This window comes from Nocardia sp. NPDC055029 (genome assembly GCF_053608525.1).
Genome location: NZ_JBSGVQ010000012.1, coordinates 19,053 through 42,586, shown reverse-complemented (window position 1 = coordinate 42,586; position 23,534 = coordinate 19,053). Strand labels below are relative to the sequence as shown.

The 23,534-nt window shown below is 68.0% G+C and carries 21 protein-coding genes and 1 pseudogene; 12 read left to right on the top strand and 10 right to left on the bottom strand.

From position 1 onward, the window contains the following. Entirely contained in the window at window positions 1-966 is a 966-nt protein-coding gene (locus ACWF9G_RS13670; RefSeq protein WP_452515497.1) for an antibiotic biosynthesis monooxygenase, read from the top strand. Window positions 967-979: 13 nt separating this feature from the next. Here the strand turns inward: ACWF9G_RS13670 and ACWF9G_RS13665 are convergent, their stop codons facing one another. Beyond that, on the bottom strand, window positions 980-1,366 hold the full coding sequence (locus ACWF9G_RS13665; RefSeq protein WP_379306596.1) for a hypothetical protein: 387 nt from the start codon (window positions 1,364-1,366) through the stop codon (window positions 980-982). Between the two features lie 866 nt (window positions 1,367-2,232). Between ACWF9G_RS13665 and ACWF9G_RS13660 the strand changes: the two genes are divergently transcribed. Beyond that, a complete protein-coding gene (locus ACWF9G_RS13660; protein WP_379306594.1) occupies window positions 2,233-2,991 on the top strand; it encodes an SDR family oxidoreductase in 759 nt (252 codons plus the stop codon). A 96-nt stretch (window positions 2,992-3,087) separates the two neighbouring features. On the opposite strand, the gene ACWF9G_RS13655 is transcribed toward ACWF9G_RS13660, so the two are convergent. The 8 genes from ACWF9G_RS13655 to ACWF9G_RS13620 form a co-directional block, all read right to left on the bottom strand. Further along, window positions 3,088-3,891 carry a HEAT repeat domain-containing protein gene (locus ACWF9G_RS13655; RefSeq protein ID WP_379306592.1) on the bottom strand — a complete coding sequence of 268 codons (804 nt, stop codon included), beginning with the start codon at window positions 3,889-3,891 and terminating at the stop codon, window positions 3,088-3,090. Window positions 3,892-3,948: 57 nt separating this feature from the next. Beyond that, window positions 3,949-4,605, bottom strand: a complete 657-nt coding sequence (locus tag ACWF9G_RS13650) for a cyclase family protein (protein ID WP_452515495.1) — start codon at window positions 4,603-4,605, stop codon at window positions 3,949-3,951. Further along, window positions 4,602-5,780 (bottom strand): AI-2E family transporter, encoded by a 1,179-nt coding sequence (locus ACWF9G_RS13645; protein ID WP_452515631.1) that lies wholly within the window; start codon window positions 5,778-5,780, stop codon window positions 4,602-4,604. The genes ACWF9G_RS13650 and ACWF9G_RS13645 overlap by 4 nt, the downstream gene beginning before the upstream one ends. Before the next feature lie 56 nt (window positions 5,781-5,836). Next, window positions 5,837-6,748: a helix-turn-helix domain-containing protein gene (locus ACWF9G_RS13640; protein ID WP_452515493.1), complete on the bottom strand. Its 912-nt coding sequence runs from the start codon at window positions 6,746-6,748 to the stop codon at window positions 5,837-5,839. 7 nt (window positions 6,749-6,755) lie between these two features. Continuing rightward, window positions 6,756-8,177, bottom strand: a complete 1,422-nt coding sequence (locus tag ACWF9G_RS13635) for a hypothetical protein (RefSeq protein WP_452515629.1) — start codon at window positions 8,175-8,177, stop codon at window positions 6,756-6,758. A 171-nt stretch (window positions 8,178-8,348) separates the two neighbouring features. Continuing rightward, window positions 8,349-9,503, bottom strand: coding sequence for an acyl-CoA dehydrogenase family protein (locus tag ACWF9G_RS13630; RefSeq protein WP_452515492.1), 1,155 nt, complete (start codon window positions 9,501-9,503; stop codon window positions 8,349-8,351). Beyond that, window positions 9,503-10,570 carry a phosphotransferase family protein gene (locus ACWF9G_RS13625; protein ID WP_452515491.1) on the bottom strand — a complete coding sequence of 356 codons (1,068 nt, stop codon included), beginning with the start codon at window positions 10,568-10,570 and terminating at the stop codon, window positions 9,503-9,505. The genes ACWF9G_RS13630 and ACWF9G_RS13625 overlap by 1 nt, the downstream gene beginning before the upstream one ends. Window positions 10,571-10,906: 336 nt before the next feature. Next, window positions 10,907-11,530 (bottom strand): TetR/AcrR family transcriptional regulator, encoded by a 624-nt coding sequence (locus tag ACWF9G_RS13620; RefSeq protein ID WP_452515490.1) that lies wholly within the window; start codon window positions 11,528-11,530, stop codon window positions 10,907-10,909. Between the two features lie 75 nt (window positions 11,531-11,605). Between ACWF9G_RS13620 and ACWF9G_RS13615 the strand changes: the two genes are divergently transcribed. The 3 genes and pseudogenes from ACWF9G_RS13615 (at window position 11,606) to ACWF9G_RS13605 (ending at window position 14,000) form a co-directional block, all read left to right on the top strand. Next, window positions 11,606-12,817, top strand: coding sequence for an oxygenase MpaB family protein (locus ACWF9G_RS13615; RefSeq protein WP_452515488.1), 1,212 nt, complete (start codon window positions 11,606-11,608; stop codon window positions 12,815-12,817). A 94-nt stretch (window positions 12,818-12,911) separates the two neighbouring features. Then, window positions 12,912-13,313 (top strand): annotated as a pseudogene (locus ACWF9G_RS13610) (MBL fold metallo-hydrolase); the annotation flags it as partial. Window positions 13,314-13,427: 114 nt separating this feature from the next. Continuing rightward, window positions 13,428-14,000, top strand: a complete 573-nt coding sequence (locus ACWF9G_RS13605; protein ID WP_379309422.1) for a hypothetical protein — start codon at window positions 13,428-13,430, stop codon at window positions 13,998-14,000. 121 nt (window positions 14,001-14,121) lie between these two features. Here the strand turns inward: ACWF9G_RS13605 and ACWF9G_RS13600 are convergent, their stop codons facing one another. Further along, entirely contained in the window at window positions 14,122-14,736 is a 615-nt protein-coding gene (locus tag ACWF9G_RS13600; RefSeq protein ID WP_452515486.1) for a TetR/AcrR family transcriptional regulator, read from the bottom strand. A 97-nt stretch (window positions 14,737-14,833) separates the two neighbouring features. Here ACWF9G_RS13600 and ACWF9G_RS13595 point away from each other — a divergent pair, with 97 nt between their 5' ends. The 7 genes from ACWF9G_RS13595 to fadD11 are packed head-to-tail and all read left to right on the top strand — an operon-like array spanning window position 14,834 to window position 23,389. Further along, complete coding sequence (locus tag ACWF9G_RS13595) at window positions 14,834-15,727, top strand: metal-dependent hydrolase (RefSeq protein WP_452515484.1); 894 nt, start codon at window positions 14,834-14,836, stop codon at window positions 15,725-15,727. An 8-nt stretch (window positions 15,728-15,735) separates the two neighbouring features. Further along, window positions 15,736-16,797 carry a PDR/VanB family oxidoreductase gene (locus ACWF9G_RS13590; protein WP_452515482.1) on the top strand — a complete coding sequence of 354 codons (1,062 nt, stop codon included), beginning with the start codon at window positions 15,736-15,738 and terminating at the stop codon, window positions 16,795-16,797. 27 nt (window positions 16,798-16,824) lie between these two features. Then, window positions 16,825-18,306 carry an aldehyde dehydrogenase family protein gene (locus ACWF9G_RS13585; protein ID WP_452515480.1) on the top strand — a complete coding sequence of 494 codons (1,482 nt, stop codon included), beginning with the start codon at window positions 16,825-16,827 and terminating at the stop codon, window positions 18,304-18,306. Window positions 18,307-18,308: 2 nt separating this feature from the next. Beyond that, a complete protein-coding gene (locus tag ACWF9G_RS13580) occupies window positions 18,309-19,760 on the top strand; it encodes a flavin-containing monooxygenase (RefSeq protein ID WP_452515478.1) in 1,452 nt (483 codons plus the stop codon). Continuing rightward, complete coding sequence (locus ACWF9G_RS13575) at window positions 19,760-20,641, top strand: short-chain dehydrogenase/reductase (RefSeq protein ID WP_452515476.1); 882 nt, start codon at window positions 19,760-19,762, stop codon at window positions 20,639-20,641. Before ACWF9G_RS13580 ends, ACWF9G_RS13575 begins: the two co-directional genes overlap by 1 nt. Further along, the gene (locus ACWF9G_RS13570) at window positions 20,638-21,570 is read left to right on the top strand and encodes an alpha/beta hydrolase (RefSeq protein WP_452515474.1); all 933 of its coding nucleotides are present in this window, start codon (window positions 20,638-20,640) and stop codon (window positions 21,568-21,570) included. Before ACWF9G_RS13575 ends, ACWF9G_RS13570 begins: the two co-directional genes overlap by 4 nt. Window positions 21,571-21,589: 19 nt before the next feature. Then, entirely contained in the window at window positions 21,590-23,389 is a 1,800-nt protein-coding gene (gene fadD11, locus ACWF9G_RS13565) for a fatty acid--CoA ligase FadD11 (protein WP_452515472.1), read from the top strand. Window positions 23,390-23,534 lie beyond the last annotated feature (145 nt).

Below are 23,534 nucleotides of genomic sequence, written 5' to 3'. Positions count from 1 at the left end.
ATGTCGGCCGCGAAAGCGGGATCGCCGCGGCCTGCCCCGGCGACGGTGGTCATCACCCAACAGCTTCGCCCCGGCCGCGAGGCCGAGTTCCGGCGGTGGCAGACGGCGGTGAACGATGCCGCGGCGGAATTCCCCGGGTTCCTCGGCGCCGACGTCACACCACCGGGCGACGCGCAGTCCGAGTGGTCGGTCGTGTACCGGTTCGACGACATCGTCAACCTGAAGCGCTGGCTCGGTAGCGAGACGCGGGCCGAGCTGCTCGCGAGCGGAACCGGGTTCTTCGAACGGCCGTCGACGCAGCATGTGCTGGTCGACGAGCCGGACGACGCGGGAGTGACCGTCGTCGTCTCGCATCCGGTGGCGGCCGGCCGGGAATCGGAGTTCATCGCCTGGCAGGACCGCGTGACCGAGGTCGAGCGGACATTTCGAGGCTTTCGCGGATCCGAACTGCACCGGCCGATTCCCGGTGTTCAGAACGAGTGGACGATCATCTATTCGTTCGCGTCGGCCGGGGATCTCAACCGATGGCTCGAATCGCCCCAGCGCAAGGCGCTGCTCGCGGAAGCCCCGGACTTCAGGGATTTCGAGGTGCACCGCATCGCCAACCCCTACGGGTCGTGGTTTCCGCCGAGCAAGACCGGCGAGGAAGACGGTCCCGCGTCGTGGAAGACGGCACTGTCGGTCCTGGTGGGCCTGTATCCGACGGTGGTGATCCTCACCCTGATCATCACCGAGATCTGGCCGGGCGGGCAGCTGTGGATCAGCTTGCTGATCGGGAACATCCTGTCGGTCAGCCTGCTGACCTGGGTGGTGATGCCGGTCGTCACCCGCGCGCTGGGATTCTGGATGCGACCGGGCCGCGATCCCCGCACCGACGTGATCGGCCTCGCCTGCTCGGTGGGGTTCCTGACGCTCGCCGCGGTGTTGTTCTACCTGGTGACGCGGGTGTTCTGGACGCTACCGTGACCGTCAGCCGCGATCAGGGCGTATCCAGCACGCTCGCCGGAACCCCGTAAGGGAGGAACCGCACCCGACGCCGATCGTCGGTGTTGTCGCGATGCGCGCGCAAGGCCTCGAGCTCGTTCGGAAAGACCTGATCGACCCTGGCCTGGCCGTCGTCATCGAGGGTGTAGATCGCCCACACCCCGCTACCGGTCTCCCCGGCCGTCGGCGGCTCGGCTTCCGGGGGACGTTGCGGTTGAACAAGCTGCCCGAGCAGCGATGTCAGCGAACCGACACCGACCTGATCGACCCGATCCAGGTATCCACCGGCCTTCCCGACAAGGTCGCGCAGCTCGTTTCCTGCCTCACGTAGTGCACGTTCGAAATCTTCCGGATCGATGCCGAAAGGCCCGTTGGTTGCCATCGCATGTCCTCCTGAGGACGAGGTGGGCGCTACGCCCTCAGTGTCCTCGCGAAACGACAGCTTCGCCACGACGAGTCCGGCTGAGCGCCGAAGGCTTGGTTGTCTGGCTCTCACCGGCGTTACCGGCAGTGTTCACTACTGTGAGGCCGCCTGATCTGACGGATCGTGGATGGCGGAATTCGGGGGGACGTGGGATGCGACCGGGTTGGACGAGGTTGATTGTTGCCGCGGGCCAAGCGTGCGTCGGTGTGGTCGTAGGTCTTGCACTGGGTGTTCGGGTGTTGCCATTCGGCGATGGGATGTGGACGGGGTTGGGCGGCGCCCGAGTTGTGGGTGTCGGGTCGGTCGGCTACTGGTCGATGTGGCTGGCTATTCTCCTCATACCGATCGGTGTCGGTGGTGTGCTCGCGCGGTGGCGCATGACGCGGTGGTTCGGGCTCGGTGTGCTGGGATCTTTCGCTGTCACGGGTGTTCCGGCGGTGCTGTTGTCCATGCTGTTTCAACTCGTAGGGCTGCCGGTGCCGACGCCCACGTGAACCGCGCATGCGCCAGCGGTCAGAACCGATTGCCGGACGACGCGGCGGCACTGAAGACGCTGAGCTGGGGAGCCCGAACGGGTCATTCTGCGAAGGGCGTCTGTCCGGTGGTGCACGTAGTGTCCGGTTCGGGAATCTGCAGGTCGATGCGGGAACAACGAGCCGTAGACGATGCCCAAGTAGCTGGCGTAGGAGCTATCTTCGTAGGTCAGCTTCCCCGAGATCGCTGGCCGCCCAGTGGCACAGGACACGTCGGCGTCCCGTCACAAGAGCGCGGGCGCCGGCGTCTTGTGTGCGTTGATCACATCTACCCGGCAGGGAGAGCGAGACATGAACGCACACAAGAAGGTTGCACTGGTCACCGGTGCGAACAAGGGAATCGGCCGTGCGGCCGCCGAACAACTGGCAGCTCTGGGCATGACGGTGCTGGTCGGCGCTCGAGACTCGCGGCGCGGCGAGCAGGCGGCCGAGGAACTGCGCGGGGCAGGCGGTGATGTGCACGCGCTGACACTGGACGTCACCGACCCGGCCACCGTCGCGGAGTCGGCGAAGGAGATCGACGAACGTTTCGGCAGGCTCGACATCCTGATCAACAACGCGGGCATCACCGGATCGGGCCAGGTCTCGCCCGACCAGGCGCACGATCAGATCCCCAGCACCGTCGAGTTGGACATGGTCAGGGCGGTGTTCGAGACCAACGTCTTCGGCGTGATCGCGGTGACCAATGCGCTGCTGCCGCTGTTGCGCCGGTCCCCGGCGGCGCGCATCGTCAACGTCAGCTCGCACGCTGCCTCGATGACCCTCCTCAGCGACCCGGACGGTCCCTTCGCCGGGTTGCTGCCGTCGGCGGCGTACACGCCGTCCAAGTCCGCCCTCAGCGCGTTGACCGTGCAGTACGCCAACGAGCTCCGCAAGGACGGCATCCTCGTCAACGCCGTCGCGCCCGGGTACGTCGACACCGACAGCAACAACCACACCGGATTCCTGACGCCCGCGCAGGGCGCCGCGGTGCTCGTCCGCTGGGCCACGGTCGCCGAGGACGGACCGACCGGCGGATTCTTCGGTGACGACGGTCCGCTGCCCTGGTAGTCAGTCGCGCTCGACGAACGCAACTGCCCTGGGATTCAACCGATCCCAGGGCAGTTCGGGTGACAACCAAGATCGTCGGCACGCCGTCGGCTGATTTCAGGATTCGCGGGCAGCGATCGCGGCTTGGATTCGGCGTAGGGTGCGCAGGCCCTTCTTCGCGGCCACGCTCACCATGCCGTCGAAGACTGTCGAGCCGCGGTCGTGCGCCATCAGCCGTTCCAGCGTCGGCACGGCACGATCGTCGCCGGTCGAACCGAGAGCGACTGCCGCCCAGTACCGTCGGTCCGGATCGTCGCCGTCGGCCGCCTCGCACAGCCTCGGGATGATGTCCGGGGTGAAGGTGGCCAGCGCGCTGGCGATATAGCCGATGCGGAAATAGCGGCGGTTCTCGAATTCGTCCCAGAGTGCGGCCAGGGCGGCGTCGCCGCCGATGCGGCCGAGGGCCTCGGCGGCACGTTCGCGCATTCCGGGGATCGGGTCGCGCAGCACGGGCGTGAGCGCCGGGACGGCCGATTCGTCGCCGAGGGTGCCCAGCGCGATCACCGCTTGCTCGCGGGCCATCTGTTGTGGGTGGTCGAGCAGGGCGAGCAAGCCGGGAACCGCGTCGCGGACGCCGAGCGCCGCGCAGCCCATCGCCGCCCAGGCCTGGCAGTTGTACCGGGTGTCGGCCAGCGACGCGAGCAGCGGCGCCTTCAGGGTGTCGTCGCCGAAGACCGCGGCCCGGTTCAGCGCCCGGCTGTACAGCGACCGGTGGTAGTCGGGATAGTCGCGGACGAGCGCGCACAGTGCTGCCTTGGCTGACGCGTCGCCTTCTTCAGCCCGCGCGAGCAGCAGCCGCAGATTTTCCTCGCGGGTCTCGAGGTCACCGTCTTTGAGGCGTCGCGCATCAGCTGGGTTCACCGCGCAACGGTACCTGTGGCTACCCGCTCGTCTCCGGCGGCCACGTTCGGAGCTGCGTCAGGCGCTCGAGACTCGTGCCACCGCTCTGATCGGAGCTCCGTCCGCTCCACTGAGCCGGAGCGGGAACAGGGAAACCTCGATCGACTCGCCTGCCGACTGGGCGGCCAGCAGCCGGTCGAGGTTGGTGAGGTTCTCGGCGATCACCGCGTGCGCGCCGCACAGGATCCGGTGCGCGGGCAGATCGAGACTCTCGGCTTCGGACGGGTCGATGCTGGGCGCATCGATGCCGATGGTCCGGATTCCCGCGTCCACCACCAGCTGTGCGGCGGCCGGGCTCAGGCACGGGTGGGCGAGATAGTCGTCGGTACCCCAGCGGGAGGACCATCCGGTGGCGATCAGCACGACCGAACCGGGGGCGAGATCAATGTCGAACATCTCGACTCCGATCACACCTCGCGCCGGAACAGATCGCGCGTCCACGATCTGCGCGGGCCCGGTGAAGCGTTCGAGGGGCAGCTCGTCGAGCGTCGGCAGACTGTCGTCGAGATGGGCGGGCGCGTCGACATGGGTCCCTGTTTGCGATCCGAGGTGAACACCGAGCACGTTCACCCCGTCGGTCGCGACGCGAAGTGCCTGTTCCAGCAGGACTTCCGGGTCGCCAGGGAACACCGGCATCCCGGTGTGGATCGGCAGGGTCAGGTCGATCAGGGTCATGTGGCGGGCTCGGGTGACGGCGGGGGCACCACGACCTCGCCACCGTCCGGCTCGTCGGCCTCGGGTCGTGGTGGTCCGGTGGCCGCGTCGATCTGTTCGCCGATATAGCGGATGACCACCGCGATCATCGCGACGACCGGCACCGCGAGGAACGCGCCGGTGATGCCGTAGAGCGAGCCGCCCGCGGTGACGGCGAGCAGCACGATGACGGCGTGCAGTTCCATGCTGCGGCTCTGCAGGACCGGTTGCAGCACATTGCCTTCCAGCTGCTGCACCGCGATGACGACGCCGAGCACGATCAGCGCGGTGGTGAACCCGTTGCCGACCAGCGCGACGAGGACGGCGAGCGCACCGGCGACGAAAGCGCCGACCATCGGGATGAATCCGCCGATGAAGGTGATCACCGTCAGCACCAGCGCCAGTGGAACATCGAGGATGAACAGTGCCGCGCCGATGCAGACCGCGTCGACCAGGCTGACGATCGCCTGGGTACGGATGAATCCGCCGAGGGTCGCCCAGACCCGTTCCAGGACGGCTTCGACGTGGCGGCCGCTGCGGCTGCCGAACACCGTGTGCAGCCAGGGCAGCAGGCGAACGCCGTCCTTGAGGAAGAAGAAGACCAGCACCACCACCAGGAAAATGGTGATCAGGACCGATGTCGCGGTACTCACGCCGGTGAACACGCCGCTGGCGATCTGCGCGCCGCTGGACTGCAGCCGCCCGACGATCGCCTCGACCGCGGAATCGAGTTGCTCGTCGCGGATGCGCAGCGGCGGTCCCTGGATCCAGTCGCGGACCTGGTTGACGCCTGCGGTGGCCTTGTCGGCGAGTTCGGGTGCCTGATCGGCCACCGAGGGCACGATCAGCGCGATGACCCCGGACAGAATCGCGAGGAATCCCACCAGGGAGATCGTCGCGGCCAGCGCGGGCGCCACCTTGTGCTGGGTCAGCCAGCGGGTCGGCGGCCACAGGATCGTGGCCACCACGATCGCCAGCGCGACGGGCAGGAGCACCACCCACAGCCGGGCGGTGATCGAACCGAGTACCCACGCTCCCGCCGCGATCGCGACGATGCACAGTGACCATTTGGCCACCCACAGGATCCCGCTTCCGATCACGTCCCCGCGATCACGCCACGACTTTCCGTTCGGTTGTGCCTCACTGGGTTCTTTCACCGGCCCGCTCACGCAGCCAGTCTGGCACGCCTGCCCGGAATGTCGCGCGACGTCGGCTAGTCGGGTTCGGCACCCGCGGCGGCGATGCGCTCGACGCGGCGCGCGGTGGCGAGCAGTTCGTCGATGTAGCGCCGGCGCGCATCGGCGGTGACTTCGGCGCGGAGCGGGCCGATCTGGACTTCGAAGAGCGCGCGGCCGTCGGCGGCGAGGACGGGGGCGCTGAGGTATCCCAGCGACAGCGACGCCGAGGAGTTCAGGTCGGCTTCGGTGTGGGCGCTGCCGGTGATGTCGCCGAGCAGACTCAGGACCCGCCCGCGAAGTTCGTCGGCGGTGGGTCGGCCGGAAAGCAGATCGACGACATCGGCGAGGACACGCAGCGCGGTGAGTGCGCCGGGGCGCAGGCTCCAGGCGCAGCAGCCGGTGGTGCGAATCGTCGCAAGGACCTCACGGAACTCGGCGCGGCGTGCGGGATCACCGCGATCGAGCCAGCTGTTCTGGGTGGTGGCGGGAGCATGGGCGATGAGGGTCGCGCCCGCGGGCGGGAGCAGCGGGATGCGGGTTCCGTTCTCGATACCGGCGGGGATGAGGCCGTGTCCACCGACGACCGTCACGAAGACGAGGTCGTCTCCGCTCAGTGCGGTGAGGGCGGCGCCGCATCCGACCCGGGTGGCCAGGTGCTCGAGTTCCGCACCGATTGCCGCACCGTCGGCGACCACCGCGGGCGCGAGGAGCCCGACCCGGGCGAGCCCGGGACCCAGCTGGTAGGTCAGGTCGGTGTGCCGCCGGACCCATCCGTGCCGGTCGAGGGTGGACAGGATGGCGCCCACCGTCGACCGGCTCAGGTCGAGCGATTGCGCGATCTCGGCCGCCGAGAGCGCGGTGCCGCGGGTCGCGAGCAGCTCGACCACGGCGACGACCCGGCTGGTCGGCGGTGAATCATCCTGGGGGCGAGACGAATCGGATCGCATGCGGTGCTCAGCGCGGTGCGATGCGGAACAGCCCGCTCATCGTGCCCTGATAGAGGGTGCGGTCGGGGGAGATGGTGCCGACCATCTGGAGCGTGTTGTGCACAGCGGTGGCCCCGATCAGCTTCTCCGTCTCGATGCGCCCGCTGGCGGCATCGATCACGGTGTAGCGGAAGTTGTCGGTCAATCCGACACTGCCGGTCGGGATGACGGTGTGCCGGGTGACGGTGTAGATCATGCCGTCGGCCACCGAGAGCCGTGGAACCGCCGCCGACAGCGCCTTGTTCGTCCACACCACCCGGCACCCGGCGCCGGTGAGGTCGACCCGCACCATGCCGCCGGTGAACTGCGCGCTCGCCGGTTCACTCGTTCCAGCGCCCTCCGGAACGGCGGGGTAGGGATATCCGTAGGTGCCTGCGACGAACAGGCTGTTGCCCGCGCCGATCGGGGAGTTCTCGGTGCCGTCGACCGTCGGCACCGAGCAGATCTGGTTGCCGGTCTCGGTGTCGAAGACCAGCAGATTCTCCTTCGGCACCGCGTTGTCGGTGATCGCCAGATATTCGGTGCCGCTGCCGGGTCCGAGGAAGGTGGGGGTGGCGCCGGTACCCCAGGACAGCTGACCGGGCTTGCGTGCCGGGCCGCGATCGTAGGCCTGGCGCCACACCACCCGGGGGTTGCCGGAGCCGTCGACGTCGACCAGGTACAGCGCGTGCGTGGTGGCGACGGCGACGCCCTGCGGCGCGGTGGAAATACTGTTGGCGACCTTCTCGCCGGGGCCGAGCACGATCGAGCGGGCCACGCCGGTCGCCGGGTCGGAGAAGCCGGCCACGGCGTTGTCGGTCGCGAACCACACCCTGCCGTCGAAATCGGGCATGACCGAGCTGACGGCGTCACAGTCCCCGCCGCCGCAGTGGCCGGTGACCGCCTGGGCGATGTCGGTGGCCGATTCGACGAAGACGGTCCAGTCGCCGCCGTCGCGGCGGTGACCGATGCGCAGCAGTTTTCCGCTGCCGTCGACGGTGACCATGCGGTCGCTGCTGTCGAGGTAGGCGTACACGCCACCGAGGAGGCTGCCCTTGCTCAGATCGAGGGAGGCGAGCGGCTGACCGTTGGCGGGATCGAGCAGGAACACCTTCGGCGCGCGGTCGATGATCTTCGTGCACAGGGCCTGCGGCATACCGTCGGCACCCTGGAGAATGGTCGGGCAGGCCGCCGCGAGCTCGCGGAAGTCGCTGTCGACACGCCCCGTGCCGGGACCGGCGAACGGTGTGGCGTCGGAGGATTCGGCGTCACCGTGCATGGTCGCGGTGCCGGGTGGGCCGAGGTGGGGATTCGCGGGTGGTAGCGGACCGAAGCCTGCCGTTGCGGTGCCGGTGCTGACGATCAGCAACGCTGTCATGCTGAGTGCGGCGGTCGCGGCGGCGCGACCCATTCTCTCGAACACGGGCGACTCCCTGGGGTGTGATGCCGGCGTGCCACCCAACCTGGGAACTCCACCTGGCCACGAATATTCGAAAGTCAACCTTCGAATATTCGTATGGCAGTACAGGCTAGGAGGTCGTCACTACCTTGGCAAGACCCTGTGGTCTGGATGCAGGTCTCGCTACTCGGACGCATCCCGCAACAGTTGGCGGGAGATGGCGTACTTGTGCACTTCGGTCGGCCCGTCGTAGAGCCTGAACGCTCGCATGTCGGTGAAGATCGCCGCGACCGGTGTCTCGTCACTGATCCCGATGCCGCCGAGGACCTGCACGCATCGGTCGGCCACCTTGAACAGCTCCTCGGAGACCATCGCCTTGACCATCGATGACTCGTGTCGCGCCTTGCCGCCCTTGTCCAGGTGCCAGCACGCCCACCAGATCATCAGCCGGCATTGCTGCAGCGCGATCTCGTTCTCGGCCAGCAGGAAGCCGACGCCCTGATGCCTGCCGATCGGTTTGCCGAACGACGTCCGGGTTTTCGCGTGCTCGATGGCGATCGACTGGGCACGGGATGCGGCGCCGAGCCAGCGCATGCAGTGCGTGAGGCGAGCCGGCGCCAGTCGCAGCTGCGCGTAGCGGAATGCCTGTCCGACCGAGCCGAGGACGGACGATTCCGGCAGGGTCAGGTCTTCGAACCGGACGACGCAGTGTCCTTCGACGTAGTTGCGGTCCATCGTGTTCATGACCCGTTCGATGACGATGCCGGGTGTGTTCCCGTGACAGAGGAACAGCGTCGCGCCTTCGCCGGGAACATCGGCCATGATGATCCACGTGTCGGCGCCGACGGCGCCGGTGATCAGCCACTTGCGTCCGTTGATCACGAAGGTGCCGCCGTCGCGGACCGCGGTCGTCGACAACTGGCTGGGATCGGAACCCGCACCGTCGGGCTCGGTCATGGCGAACACCGAACGCGCGGTGCCCGCTACGACAGGGTCCAGGTACTCGGCGGCTTGATCGGCGTCGGCGACCTTCGACAGCAGGAACATGTTGCCCTCATCCGGCGCGGCGCAATTCATGGCGACCGGACCCAGCGTCGACCAACCGGCGGCTTCGAAGATCACTGCCTGCTCGAGGTGTGACATGCCCTCGGGACGCTGCTGGACAGACAGCAGGCCTGCCGCTTTCGCCTTCGCTGTCAGCTCGCGGCGAAGCTCGTCGGTCGGGCCGTGCGCGGTGACGCGGGGGTCCTTCTCGTACGGCACGATTTCCGTGTCGACGAACTCTCGTACCCGGTCACGCAGTTCGGCGACGTCGGCGGGGATCTCGAAGTCGATCATCACTCTCCACTCATCAGGGTTTGCGCGCGTTCGAACAGGCGCAATGTCGTGTGGTGTAGTCGCTCACCGATACTCATCGGCGCGATGCCCGCGAGCGCCCGCGCGTAGCTCCCCTCGAGCACGATGCCGAGTTTGAAGCAGGCCAGCACGGTGTACCAATCGATCGCCGCGACATCGCGATTCGACTGCTCGGCATAGCGGGCGACGAGCTCTCGGGAGGTTAGCAGCCCGCCCGCTCGGGTCAATCGGCCCGCGAACTCGTGCGGCGATCCCGGCAACTGCCAGGTCGCCAGCAGCCAGCCGAGGTCGAGCAGTGGGTCGCCGATCGTGCACATCTCCCAGTCGACGACGGCCACCACCTCGGGCGCCGAGTAGGAGAACATCACGTTGGACGCGTGGTAATCGCCGTGCATCACACCCGGGGAGAACGAGGTGGGGCGGTGTTCGTCGAGCCATCGCGCGACCTCGGTGACCGGGCCGATCGCGGGGCCCGGATACTCGGGGAAGGCCGCGTAGGAGTCGAGTTCGCTCAGCCAGCGGGGCACCTGACGTTCGAGGAACCCGTCCGGCCTGCCGAGATTCCCGAGCCCTACCGCGGTGTGGTCGACGGCGCCGAGCCGGGCCAGTGCGTCGATCAGGCTGCGGCACATGTCTTGTCGAACGGCGACTTCGCGCTCGTGGAGTTCGGGAAGTTCGACGCCCGCGTTGAAACCGGCTACCGGTTCCATGAGATAGAAGACCGCGCCGCCGAGCACCGACTCGTCGCCGCACGCGGCGATGAGGTCGGCGTGCGGCACATCCGATGTCGCGAGGGCGTTCAGGATCTTGAATTCGCGCCGGATGACGTCGTTGCTTCGCGGACGGAGATGGCGCGGACCACGACGCAGAATGTAGCCGCGCCCCGCACGTTCGAAGCGGACCATGACGTTCTGGGTTCCGCCGGTCACCGGCTCGACCGACAGCAACGGCCCCGATCCGAGACCGTGGGCATCCATCCAGGTCGCCAGCGCTGTCAGATCTGCTTGTGCGAGAACGGCATCGGTTTCGATCTCGTCTGTCTCGGACATGCTCTCCTCGAACTGGGGTCAGGCCACTGGGCGCGGAGCGGTCCTCGTGGCGCGCGGTGCGGCGCCGCCGGTGGAACGACTCCGAACGGGGTCGCGCTGTTCCCACCCGTCAAGCGATAGGCGAGAATGAGCGTTAACATAGCGTCACGGTTGACGGTATGTCAACGCCTCATTCGGGCAATTATGCTCGGCGTCTGCTCCGCTTTCGGGCGCTGCCGTGACTGCGGGGTGGCGGATCGAACTTTTACTTCTGTGGTGAATGTGGTGTGGGTTGTTCGCCACACGTAGGCGGCGCCGGATCGCCTCGGTGGGGATGGTGGAACCGGCAGACCTGGGTCAGGCGGATCTGTTCACCACGGCGAGGGCCAGCTCGGTGCAGAGGGTGGCGACTTCGGTGGTCGACTGGCAGGGATCGCGCAGCCAGGTATCGACGAGCTGGTTGACCCCGCCGACGACGAAAAGCGCTTCCCTGCGCCGGATCTCCGGATTCGCGGGAGCGTCGAGGAACTCCGCGCTGTACCGCACCACGAGATCGGTGACGATGCCGACGGCGCGGGCGCGGAGTTCCTCGAGCCCGGCGACGCCGTGCGCGTCGCTGGTGAGGATGCGGTGCACGCTCGGGTCGTCGGCGATCGCGTCGAGGTAGGTCGTCAGTGCCCGTTGCAGCTTGCGTCTGAGTCCACCCGGCTCGGCCTGGCTGGCCTCGACCATGGTCGTGAACAGCTCCTCGTGTGCCTGCTCGGCGACGGCGAGGATCAGCGCGTCCCTGGTGGCGAAGTGCTCGTAGAAGTAGCGCGGCGTCAACCCCGACGCGGCGCACACGCGGCGCACGGTGACTTCGGTCAGGCCCGCCTCGCCCCAGATCTCCCGGCCCGCGGCGAGGAGCTTATCGCGGCGTTCGTCGCGTCGATTCGCCGCGCTGATTCCCCGGTAGGACCGGACGACCTCTGCACGCGCCATTGACAGGACTTTAGCAGCCGACCTACTTTGGATATCAGTCGTTATCCAGTTTGCGTCGCTCAACGAGGAGTGTCGATGGCCACCGTTCCCACCCGTCATCCCGATCGGCCCCACCGCACCCCGGCAGTCGTCGGCGGCTTCGCGGCGATGCTGGGAATCGGGGGCCCCGACCCGGTGCAATGGCAGCGGCTCGGCGAGGGCCTGCTCGTCGGCGACGACCCGATGGACCGGCTGGTCGACTGGATGGTCACCACCGGCACGAAGCAGATGCGCCCGCTGTTCGATCGAGCGCTCACCCACGGCATCGCCGAGGTTCCGGAGGCGCCCGCACCGCTGCGCGAGTTCTTCGCCGCGGTCGAGACCGTTCCGGCCTGGGTCGATCACGACACACTCGTGCGCGGGGCCAAGGTCATGCTCACCGGCGGATCCGACGGCATGTACATCGCGCGCGATGTCGCCATGCTCGGCGGCTACCAGTTCTCCGGCTTCAACAAGACGCTGTTGCGCACGGGAGCGCTGGAAAAGGGCTCCAATCAGCGATGGGCCGAGACGATGCAGTGGGCGATGGATGTCCTGTCCGAGGACGGATTGTCGCCGCTGGGTCTGGGGTACCAGTCCACGATCCGGGTGCGGCTCATCCACGCGTTCGTCCGCAGGCACGTGGCCGCCATGCCGGACTGGCAGGCCGACGACTGGGGCCTGCCCATCAACCAGACCGACATGGCGGCCACCCTGGTCGGTGCCTTCATCGCACCGGCGATCGGCGGGATGGGCCTCGGCCTGCTGCTCACGCCCGCCGAAACCGACGCGATCGCGCACCTGGTCCGCTATGTCGGCTGGCTGCTCGGCGTCGAGGAGCAGTGGCTGCCGCACTCCTTCCGTGACGGCGTGCGCGTACTGGTGCACACGCTGTCCGCCCTGGCCGACCCCGACGAGTCGACCCGTCAACTCGCGGTGCCGATGTCACGAGACCCGTTGTCGTGGAACTACGATCGGCTGCCCGCGATCCGCCGTCGCCTCGCCTACGCCCAGCATCTGTCGGTGACGGGGACCTTCCTCGGCCGTCACGCGATGCGTGCGCTCGGGCTGCCGACGGTGATCGTGCCGTGGTATCCGGCGCTGCGCATCCCCGCCAACGTGGTGCGCTCGGCCACCCGCCTGCTTCCCGGCGGCCTCGACCGCGCGGCGACTCGCGGTGCGCGGGAACAGGATCGGTTCATGCGCACGCTGGTCAGTGCGGGACCGACCGTCGGCGCGGCCGCCGCGCGACTCACCCACGCGGCCTAGGTCACTTCAGGGATCGACCCGGCGCGATTCCCGCCAGGCGCATCCCGTCGGGGACGATCGGGGTGCGGGGCGTGGCCGGGTAATATCTCCGTTCATGCCTTCCGGACTCACCCGGCGCACCCTCCTCGGGGGCGCGATCGGCGCCGGAATCGCCGTTGCAGCCGGGCGTGGGATGTCGGCGGCTGATGCCGGTGAGCGCATGATCGCCGCACGTACTCGGTTCTTCGGTGCCGATAGCGTCGATCCAGCCACCGGTGCTGTCCGCCGCGACCGAGTCGTGTTGTCCTGGTTCGGATGTACCAGCTTCGCGGCCGCGCTGGGCGGAACTGTCGTCTTGCTCGACGCCTGGGTCCCGCGCGGAGTGCATTCCGGCTACGTGCCCACGACGGTCGCGGAGGTCGGTGATCTTCGGCCGGCGGCGATCTTCCTCGGACACGGCCATTTCGATCATGCCGGAGACGCGGGTTTCCTGGCCCAGGCGGCCGATGCCGTGCTGTTCGGTACTGCCGAGCACTGCGCGCAGGCGCGCGGCCACGTCACGTCCCTGACGTTCGGCAGTGCCGAACTCGGTCATGCCGGGTCGGCGGTAGGGGAGGTGTATCGGCACACCGTGGGCGCGGTCGAGGTGGTCGCGGTCAGGCATGCGCACTCTGGCCCGAAGCCTCCCGATCGCAGCGAGCAGGGCTCGGCGCCGTTCTTTCCCGTCCCCGACCTGCAGGACGCGATCGCGAATCCGCCTGACCTGTGCGACATCGTGGACCTGGGATCGAAGTTGGGCGATCAGGAGGGCGGTGTCCTGTTCTACCAGTTCCGGGTCGGGGGCTTCGTGTTGACCTGGCACGACTCCACCGGACCGTTGGCCGAAGCCGCGCCGCACGTCTATGACGTGTTCCGTGGTCTGCCCGCTTCAGATGTACAGGTGGGCGCGATTCAGGGTTTCAATCAGCCGGTCAACGGATTGCGTGATGTCCGCCAGTACGTCGAGGCGGTCAGGCCGAAGGTCTTCGTCCCCAGCCATCACGACAATTGGCTGCCCGGATTCACGGCCCGTGGAGCAACCTACGCGGAGACCTTGCGCACTGAACTGGATCGCATTCCCACGGGCAGTCGCCCCGAACTCCGGTTCCTGTCCGATCCGCACGACTACATTCGCCCGGACCGGCTCACCTTCACGGTGGGATGACAGCGGCGATTCTCGGCTCCGGGCGGCAGATACTCCTTCCCAGCCCGAGTTCGACGCCGCCACGGGCTGGATTCGGTTGAAATTGCGGGCCTGTACGGCCCGGCCATGTCCGCGCGGTGGGTCAGCGGGTGATGACCGGGACGAGGTAGGCGCGGGCGAAAGCGTCCAGTTCTTCGTCGGTGTGGAGCGGGAGCAGGCCTGACGGCGCCAGGATCATCGAGTGCACGATGCGGCACAGGACTTCGGCGCGGGCCAGGAGGTCCGGTGGCTCGGCCAGCATTCCGGCGGCGATCGCTTCGCGGAGCATGGACTCGGTGGTCAGGATCGACGTCGCGATGGTCGGTGCGCTGTCGGTGGTGAGGTGCGGCATCACACGGTCGGGTTCGAGCACCAGCAGGCGCTGAACGAGCGGGTGCGCGCGCCACCGGCCGACGACGGTCACGAGGATGTCCGCGACGAGGTCGTCGAGGTTGTCGTGCTTGCCGGGCAGGCTCTGCAGGTCGGTCAGTACCCGGGCGACTTCGCGGGCGAACACGGCGGTGACCACGTCGTCGCGGGAACCGACCCGGCGATACACGGTGGCCCGGTCGACGCCGGCCTGGCGGGCGATGTCCTCGATCGTCGTCTTCTTGACGCCCACCTGCTCGAACTGGATCAGCGCGGCATCGAGGATGCGCGCCGCCGCGGAATCGTCGGTTTCCGGTGTGTTCGTCGAGGTGACAGACGGGGCGATCATGCAGACCACGGTATCAACCACCGGGTTGGTGCAACAGATCCACACTATTTGTCGCTGCAACATTGCAATCATTTGTGTTGCATCGTACGGTTGAGGCATGGCTCACTCCGCTGACGCAACGAGGCGTCATCACCGCGAGGAAGCGCACGCGATCCACGCACGCGACGTGCACTTCGATTTCGGTGATGTGCCGATGCACTACATCCCGGGCGAGGTCTTCGCGACCCACGTCATCAATGTCATGCACCTGGTGCTGCCGGAAGGCGAGCGCGCGATGGCGCAAGCGCTCGCCGAGGCGTTGCCCTACATCGACGACCAGCGACTCCGGGAGGAGGTGCAGGGGTTCGTCGGTCAGGAGACGATGCACGCCGGCAGCCACGCCGGCGCGCGCGATCACCTGCAGGCCATCGGCCTCGATGTCGATTCGATGGTCAAGACCTTCGCCTGGTTCGTCGATCGCATCCTCGGTGACCACGGCCTGACCGGCCGGGCGAAGGAGGAATGGCTCAAGGAACGCCTGGCGCTGTTCGCCGGGATGGAGCACTACACCGCGGTCATCGGCGAATGGTTGCTGGAGAACGACAAGTTCGAGGACCTGGGCATGGATCCGACCATGCTGGATCTGATCCGCTGGCACGGCGCCGAGGAAGTCGAACACCGCAGCGTGGTCTACGACGCATACATGTATGTCGACGGCGGCTACGTGCGTAAAGCGCGCACGGCGGTGGCCGCCAGTGCGGCGCTGCTGGCGACCTTCCTCGTGTCGTCGGCCTACCTCTATGCCAAAGACCCTGCCCCGCGGAAGGGTCCGTTCTGGCCGGTGCAGCTGGCGCGGGCTACTGCCCGTGGCATCGTGCCGAACTTCGGCTTGTTCGTCAGCGAGATCCCCCGGTACCTGCGGCCGGGTTTCCACCCGTCGCAGTTGGGGCCGATGGATCGCGCGTTGCGCTATCTCGCGCATTCGCCCGCGGCACGTGCGGCCGAGCAGTGACGGCGGCGATGGTGGAGCAGTACACGCCACCGGCCGCCCTGCGCGCGCTGGGTGCCGTCGCCGACGGCTACCGGCATCTGTTCGTGGAGGGTCGCGCGGCGGCTTTGATATCGCGGCCGAACCCGGTGCGGCACAGCGATTTCGAGATTCCGCTGACGATCACCCGGATCGATCCGGTGGCTGTGGATGTTGTCTGTCTGACGCTGACATCGCCGACCCGTGCGCTCCTGCCGCCGTGGCGGCCCGGCTCGCACCTCGACATCGTGCTGCCCACCGGTAAACAGCGCCAGTACTCGCTGTGCGGTGATCCCGGGGACCGTCACCGCTACCGGATCGCGGTGCGCCGCATCGCCGACGGCGAGGGCGGATCAATCGAAGTCCACGACCAATTGGCAGTGGGCGACGCGATGCGGATTCGCGGACCGCGCAACGCGTTCGACTTCATCGCCGCACCGTCGTACCTGTTCGTCGCGGCGGGGATCGGGATCACGCCGATCCTGCCCATGGTCCGGGCGGCGGTCCGCGCGCGGGCGCGTTGGCAGTTGATCTACCTGGGCCGCTCGCGGGAGACCATGCCGTTCCTCGGCGAACTGGTCACCCTCGGCGGCAGCGGGGTAGACATTCGCCCGGACGACGAGTTCGGTACCCCTGATGTGGGTGCGCTGATCGGTCGCGCAGAGCCGGGTGCGGCGATCTATGTCTGCGGTCCGCCGCCGGTGCTCGCGGCCGCGCAACGCCATGCCTTCGCCGTCAATCCGACGGGTTCGCTGCACACCGAGCGTTTCTCGGCGCTGCCGGTGGTCGACGGCAGGGAATTCGATGTGACACTGGCCCGTTCGGGCACCACCGTCCGGGTTGGCGCGGACGAAACCGCGCTGGCCGCCATCGCGCGGGTGAAACCCGACGCCGTGTACTCGTGCCGACAGGGCTTCTGCGGCACCTGCAAGGTCGGGGTCCTGTCCGGCGCGGTGGATCACCGCGACCGCAAGCTCATCGACGCCGAGCGCGGCAGTCACATGCTGACCTGCGTGTCGCGCGCAGCGGGCGAATCCCTCGTACTCGATCTCTGAGTAGGGCACGAACGAGAAAGGTCGTCCATGGGACGAACAACACTTCCGTCGACGTTCGACGTCATCTCGCCGGCGACCGGCGCCGTGGTCGGGAGCTATCCGATCTTCTCCCCGGCCGAGGTCGAGGCAACCGTGACCGACGCGCGCCGGGCAGCGGACTGGTGGGCGGGGCTGGGATTCGCCGAGCGGGCCCGGCGGCTGGATGCTTGGCGGAGCGAGATCACCGGTGGGCGAGCCGAACTCGCCCGGATCATTAATCAAGAGATGGGCAAGCCGCTCTCGGACGCCCGGCTCGAGATCGCCATGGCGCTCGAACATCTGGCCTGGGCGGCGAGCAACGCCCGGCAGGTACTCGGCCCACGTCCGGTCCGGCCCGGCCTGCTCGCCGTGAACCAGGAATGCACGCTGGAGTACCGCCCGTTCGGGGTGGTCGGCGTGATCGGACCGTGGAACTATCCGGTGTTCACGCCGCTGGGGTCGGTGTCGTTCGCCCTCGCCGCGGGCAACGCGGTGGTGTTCAAACCGAGCGAATTCACGCCGGGCGTCGGACTGTGGCTGGCGGAGCGGTTCGCCGAGGTCGTTCCGGAACAGCCGGTGTTCCAGGTGGTCACGGGCATGGGGGAGACCGGTGCCGCGCTGTGCCGGTCCGGTGTCGGCAAGATCGGCTTCACCGGGTCGACCGCCACCGGTAAGCGGGTCATGGCCGCCTGCGCGGAGACCCTGACACCGGTGCTGATGGAGCTCGGCGGCAAAGACGCGTTGATCGTCGATGCCGACGCGGACCTGGACGCCGCCGCCGACGCCGCGGTGTGGGGCGGGATGTCGAACGCGGGCCAGACCTGCCTCGGCGTCGAACGGGTGTATGTGCACACCGACGTCTACGACGAGTTCCTGACGAAACTCGTTGCTTGCGCGCAGGATCTGCGTGCGGGTACCGGTGCGGCGAAGATCGGGCCGATCACCATGCCCAAGCAGATCGCGATCATCCGTCACCACATCGAGGACGCGCTCTCGCGCGGAGCGCGGGCGCTGCTGGGGGGCGCCGACGCGATCGAGGGGCAGTACGTTCAGCCGACCATTCTGGTCGATGTTCCCGAGGACGCCGCGGCCGTCACCGAGGAGACCTTCGGCCCGACCCTCACCGTGGCGCGGGTCCGGGACATGGACGAGGCGATCGAGCGGGTGAACGCCGGGTCCTATGGGCTGGGCAGCACCGTCTTCTCGCGTCACAACGGCAGGCGGATCGCCGACCGGATCCGCGCGGGCGGCACGTCCATCAATGCCTATGTCGCCCATGCCACCATCACGAGCCTGCCGCTGGGCGGGGTCGGTGACTCCGGCTTCGGCCGCGTGCACGGGGCGGACGGACTCAAGGAATTCACCTACGCCAAGGCGACCACGCGGCAGCGCTTCTCGTTGCCGTTGGCGCTGACCACGTTCACTCGCAGCAAGACCACCGACACCGTCGTGGATCGCCTGGTCACCCAGCTGCACGGAAGGAACAGGTAACCATGACCGAACACCGTCACATCGTCGTGATCGGTGCCGGATTCGGCGGCATCGGACTCGCGATCAAACTGCGCGAGGCCGGATTCGACGATCTCGTCATTCTCGAACGTGCCGCGGATCTGGGCGGGACCTGGCAGGCCAACACGTACCCGGGGTGCGCGTGTGATGTGCCGTCGCAGCTCTACAGCTACTCGTTCGCGCCCAATCCCGACTGGTCACGGACCTACGGCAAGCAGTCGGAGATCCTGGCCTATATCCGTTCGGTGGCAACGACATTCGATGTGGTCCGGCACATCCGGCTGAAGACGGAACTGCGCGAGGCCCGCTGGGACGAGGGACGCTCGCTGTGGCACATCGAGACCTCGCGGGGTGCGCTCACCGCGGACTACCTGATCTCGGCGGCCGGAGTCTTCGCCGAGGCGAAGTACCCGTCGCTGCCCGGCCTGGACACCTTCGCGGGCAAGACATTCCACTCCCTGCACTGGGACCACGAACACGACCTCACCGGTGAACGGGTGGCGGTGATCGGCACCGGTGCCTCGGCGGTGCAGTTCGTGCCGGAGATCCAGCCGAAGGTGGCCGCGCTCACCGTCTTCCAGCGTTCCGCGCCGTGGATCATCCCGCGCATGGATCGGCCGACCCTGGGTGCGGAGCGCTTCGTGCTGCGCAAGCTTCCCCTGGCGGGCAAGGCTGTGCGCGGCGCGTGGTACGCGGCGATCGAAGGCTTCGGGCTGGTCGGGTTCGTCGACAACCGCTTCCGGCACCCGTACGAGCTGCTCGGCCGCTGGCAGCTGCGCCGCCAGGTGCGCGATCCGGAGCTGCGCAAGACACTGACGCCGGACTACATGATCGGCTGCAAGCGGGCGATCTTCTCCGACGCCTACCTGCCCGCCCTCGACCAGGACAACGTCGACGTGGTGACCGACGGCATCGCCGAGGTACGCCCGCATTCCGTCGTCACCCGAGCCGGAGCCGAGATCCCGGTCGACACGATCATCTACGGCACCGGGTTCGACCCGGCGCCGTCGGTCTACGACCGGATCGTCGGCAGCGAGGTATCGGTGGGTGACCTCATGCGTCAGCACCGCCGGACCTACCTGGGAACCGCTGTCGCCGGGTTCCCGAATTTCTTCCTCACCCTGGGGCCGTTCGGCGCGGCGGGCAACCAGTCGGCGGTCTTCATGATCGAATCCCAGGTCGCCTACATCGTCGACGCGCTGAAGACCCTGCGCGACAAGGGAGCTCACCGGGTGGAGGTCCGGCAGCAGACCCAGGACGAGTTCATCGAGGAGATGCATCGGCGCAGCGCGTCCACCGTGTGGCTCACCGGTGGCTGCGACAGCTACTACACGACGCCGGACGGGCACAACGCCGGTCTCTATCCGAACTGGAGTTTCGAGTACCGCAAGCGCACCAGTGCCTTCGACGCCGAGTCCTATGAGGTGAGTGCCTGATGGACTTCACCGCCCTCAATCCTGTCGGCCTGTTCGCCCGGCGGTCCTACGACGTCGGCGACAAGGTGGCACTGATCACCGGCGCGGGCCAGGGGATCGGCCGCGAGCTGGCCGAGATCCTGTACTCCCGTGGTGCTTTCGTGGTCGTTGTCGACGTCGACGAGAGTGCCGCGGAGGCGGCCGCCGCGGGTCTCGGGTCACGTGCGCTGGCGATCGCGGCCGACGTCCGGGACCGCGCGGCGATGGTGGCCGCCACCGAGCTCGCCGTGGACACCTTCGGTCATCTCGACATCGTGGTCGCCAATGCCGGGGTCACGCCGAAACCCGCGACGGTGCGCACGATGGACCCGCGCGATTTCGACCGGGTGATGGCGATCAACCTCGAAGGGTGTTTCAACACCGTGCATCCGGCCCTGGACCACATCGTCGTGGCGCGTGGTCACGTGGTGGTCGTGTCGTCGTGCGCGTCGTTCGCACCGGGTATGGCCGGGTCGCCGTACATGATGAGCAAGGCCGCCGTCGAGCAGTTCGGGCGTGCGCTGCGCGTGGAACTCGCCGCAGCGGGCGCGAGCGCGGGCGTGGCCTACTTCGGCGTCGTCGAGACCGAGATGACGCACGCCATGCTCGATCAGGACGACCTCGGCCGGGAACTGGACCAGATGCTGCCCTGGCCGCTGAATGTCCGGATCACCGCCGCGCGGGCCGCGACCGTGATCGCCGACGGCATCGGGCGGCGTGCGGCCCGGACCATCGCACCCAGCGGGTGGGAGCCGTACGCGCTGCTGCGGGGCGCGGTCAATGTGGTCCTTGACGCGCAGCTCGCGGGCAGTGCGAAGGTCAAGGACCTGCTCGAGCGGGTCGAGCAACGGACCATCGGGTGACGCCGGGCGCACGGGGTTCGCTGCGGACCAGGGCCGCTCGGCTGGTGGCGGAGCGGACGGTGCGGCCGTTGGCGGCCGCGATCCCGGTCACCACCGCGACGCTGCCGATGGCCCGCTTGGCGATCGACATCGCGATGCGGGCCGTCGGGCCGAGCCTGGCCGGGACCGCGGTGGATCGGGTCGACGACGGCGCGGTCCACGGTGAGTTCGTCACCGGGCCGAAAGCCACCCGCGCCGACGCGGTGATCCTGTACGTGCACGGTGGCGGGTTCGTTGCCGGGTCGGTCGCGGCGTATCGCGGTGTGGCATCGCGGCTTTCGACGGCGACTCGCACCCGGGTGTTCGTCGTCGGCTATCGCCTGGCGCCGGAACATCCGAGCCCGTGCGCCCAGCTGGATGTGGCGCGCGCGTATCGGTGGCTGCTGCGGCGCGGGTACTCGCCGGACCGGATCGTGGTCGCCGGCGATTCGGCCGGGGGATTCCTCGCCGCCGACCTCGCTTTCGCCAACGCCCGCATGCGGATTCCCGGACCGGGCGCGCTGGTGCTGTTCTCGCCGATGGCCGACCTCGGGTTGCGGATCGCGCACACCGGGAACCGGAACCGTGACGGGGTGATCTCCTACACGCTGTCGGCCAAAGCGGTCGCCCACTTCACGAGCGAGCACCTCGAACTGCGGCCGGAGCCCGGCATGGAGTTGCCTCCCACCCTGATCCAGGCCGGTAGCACGGAGTATTTCGCCGCCGACGCGATCGAACTGGCGGACCGCCTGCGCCAGGCGGGCGCGGAGTGCGAACTGCAGGTGTGGCCGGATCAGATGCACGTATTCCAGGTGATGCCCGCCCTCGCGCCCGAGGCACGGTTCGCCTTCGGCGCAGCCGGCCGATTCATCACTTCTCTCCTCGACACCGAAGCCGCCACCGCGGTCTGAACACGGAAGACACCACACTATGTCGACACCCCGCTTCGAAACCCTCTGTGCCGCATTCCAGTACAACGCCACCATCGATCCCGACGCGGTCGCGTTGCGCACTCCGGGTGACGGGCAAACCCTGACCTGGCGCGAATACGCCGCCGGCGTGCGCGACGCCGCGGCCGGTCTCGCGGCACTCGGGGTGCGGCGCGGCGACACCGTCGCGTTGATGATGAGCAACCGCGTCGAGTTCTACCCACTCGAGGTGGGTGCTCAGCACGTGGGCGCGACGTCGTTCTCCGTCTACAACACACTCTCCGCCGAGCAGCTAGCCCATGTGCTGGGCAATGCTGGTGCGCGCGTGGTGATCTGCGAGGCGCAGTATGTGCAGCGGCTGCGTGACAGCGGAGTCCCGCTGGATCACATCGTCTGCATCGACGATGCCGTCGATGCGACCGTGCCGGTGGCGGAGATGATCGCCGGCGGCGCACCCGATTTCGACTTCGACGCCGCCTGGCGTGCGGTCGGACCGGGCGATGTGGCGACCCTGATCTACACCTCGGGCACCACCGGAAACCCCAAGGGCGTGGAAACGACCCATGCGAATCTGATGTTCCAGGCCTACGGCCTCGGCGATGTGCTCGGCTTCGAATTCGGCGATTCGATCACCTCGTTCATGCCGAGCGCGCACATCGCCGACCGGCTCACCGCGCTCTACCTCCAGGAAGTGTTCGGCACGCAGGTCACCGCGGTGCCGGATCCGAAGCTGATCGCCGCCGCGCTGGCGGACCTGCGGCCGACCATCTGGGGCGCGGTGCCGCGGGTATGGGAGAAGCTGAAGGCCGCCATCGAATTCGTCGTCGCGAACGAACCCGACGAGACGCGCAGGCAGGGCATGCGGTGGGCGCTGTCGGTCGGCGCCAAGCGCAGTGAATACCAGCTGGCCGGGCAGCCGATCCCCGGCGAGGTTGCCGCCGAATGGGCCAGGGCCGACGAACTGGTGCTGTCGAAGCTGCGGGCCAAGCTCGGTTTCGACCGCCTGCGCTTCGCGCTGTCGGGCGCCGCGCCGATCCCGCCACAGACACTCGGCTTCTTCGCCGGGCTCGGTGTGCCGATCTCCGAGATCTGGGGCATGTCGGAACTGTCGTGCATCTGCAGCGTCAGCCACCCGAGCGACACCCGCCTCGGCACGGTCGGGCGGCTGCTGGCCGGCATGGAGTCGCGGATCGCCGAGGACGGTGAACTGCTGGTCAAGGGCCCGCTGGTGATGAAGGGCTACCGCGGCGAGCCGGACAAGACCGCCGAAGCCGTCGACGCGGAAGGCTGGTTGAGCACCGGCGACGTGGTGACCGTCGACGACGACGGCTACCTGCGGGTGGTCGACCGCAAGAAGGAACTCATCATCAACGCGGCGGGCAAGAACATGTCGCCGACAACGATCGAACACGCCATCAAGGCAGCGACCCCGCTGATCGGCGCCATGGCCACGATCGGCGACGCCCTGCCCTACAACACCGCCCTGATCGTGCTCGACGCCGAAAGCGCCGAACCGTACGCGGCCCAGCACAATCTGCCCGACGCCTCGGCCGCGGCGCTGGCCTCGAACCCCGAGGTGCTCGAGCAGATCGCGGCGGGCATCGCCGCGGGCAACGCGAAACTCTCGCGAGTCGAACAGGTCAAGCGCTTCCGGATCCTCCCGGCGTTCTGGGAAGCCGGTGGCGACGAGGTCACACTGACCATGAAGCTCAAGCGAAAGGCGATCGCCGCGAAGTACGCAGCCGAGATCGCCGAACTGTACGCCGAGGACCCGGCCGACCACGTCCACGAACCGGCCTGATCGACGGGCAACGGGATCTTCATGTGGGCCTCGCGGGCAGGTGGGTAAGCGCCCGGCAGCGACACACTGACCGAGTGGGTGTGTGGGACAAGCGAGTGCATCGGGCCGCGGTCGTCCGTCGTCGAAACACGCGGCGGCACAGCGG

Coding starts and splice junctions, on each gene's coding strand:
- ACWF9G_RS13665 (WP_379306596.1), bottom strand. CDS start 1,366: ATGGCAACCAACGGGCCTTTCGGCATCGATCCGGAAGATTTCGAACGT.
- ACWF9G_RS13640 (WP_452515493.1), bottom strand. CDS start 6,748: ATGCGATCCGATTCGTCTCGCCCCCAGGATGATTCACCGCCGACCAGC.
- ACWF9G_RS13635 (WP_452515629.1), bottom strand. CDS start 8,177: ATGGGTCGCGCCGCCGCGACCGCCGCACTCAGCATGACAGCGTTGCTG.
- ACWF9G_RS13615 (WP_452515488.1), top strand. CDS start 11,606: ATGGCCACCGTTCCCACCCGTCATCCCGATCGGCCCCACCGCACCCCG.
- ACWF9G_RS13600 (WP_452515486.1), bottom strand. CDS start 14,736: ATGATCGCCCCGTCTGTCACCTCGACGAACACACCGGAAACCGACGAT.
- ACWF9G_RS13625 (WP_452515491.1), bottom strand. CDS start 10,570: ATGTCCGAGACAGACGAGATCGAAACCGATGCCGTTCTCGCACAAGCA.
- ACWF9G_RS13630 (WP_452515492.1), bottom strand. CDS start 9,503: ATGATCGACTTCGAGATCCCCGCCGACGTCGCCGAACTGCGTGACCGG.
- ACWF9G_RS13620 (WP_452515490.1), bottom strand. CDS start 11,530: ATGGCGCGTGCAGAGGTCGTCCGGTCCTACCGGGGAATCAGCGCGGCG.
- ACWF9G_RS13670 (WP_452515497.1), top strand. CDS start 1: ATGTCGGCCGCGAAAGCGGGATCGCCGCGGCCTGCCCCGGCGACGGTG.
- ACWF9G_RS13650 (WP_452515495.1), bottom strand. CDS start 4,605: ATGACCCTGATCGACCTGACCCTGCCGATCCACACCGGGATGCCGGTG.
- ACWF9G_RS13590 (WP_452515482.1), top strand. CDS start 15,736: ATGGTGGAGCAGTACACGCCACCGGCCGCCCTGCGCGCGCTGGGTGCC.
- ACWF9G_RS13595 (WP_452515484.1), top strand. CDS start 14,834: ATGGCTCACTCCGCTGACGCAACGAGGCGTCATCACCGCGAGGAAGCG.
- fadD11 (WP_452515472.1), top strand. CDS start 21,590: ATGTCGACACCCCGCTTCGAAACCCTCTGTGCCGCATTCCAGTACAAC.
- ACWF9G_RS13660 (WP_379306594.1), top strand. CDS start 2,233: ATGAACGCACACAAGAAGGTTGCACTGGTCACCGGTGCGAACAAGGGA.
- ACWF9G_RS13575 (WP_452515476.1), top strand. CDS start 19,760: ATGGACTTCACCGCCCTCAATCCTGTCGGCCTGTTCGCCCGGCGGTCC.
- ACWF9G_RS13580 (WP_452515478.1), top strand. CDS start 18,309: ATGACCGAACACCGTCACATCGTCGTGATCGGTGCCGGATTCGGCGGC.
- ACWF9G_RS13585 (WP_452515480.1), top strand. CDS start 16,825: ATGGGACGAACAACACTTCCGTCGACGTTCGACGTCATCTCGCCGGCG.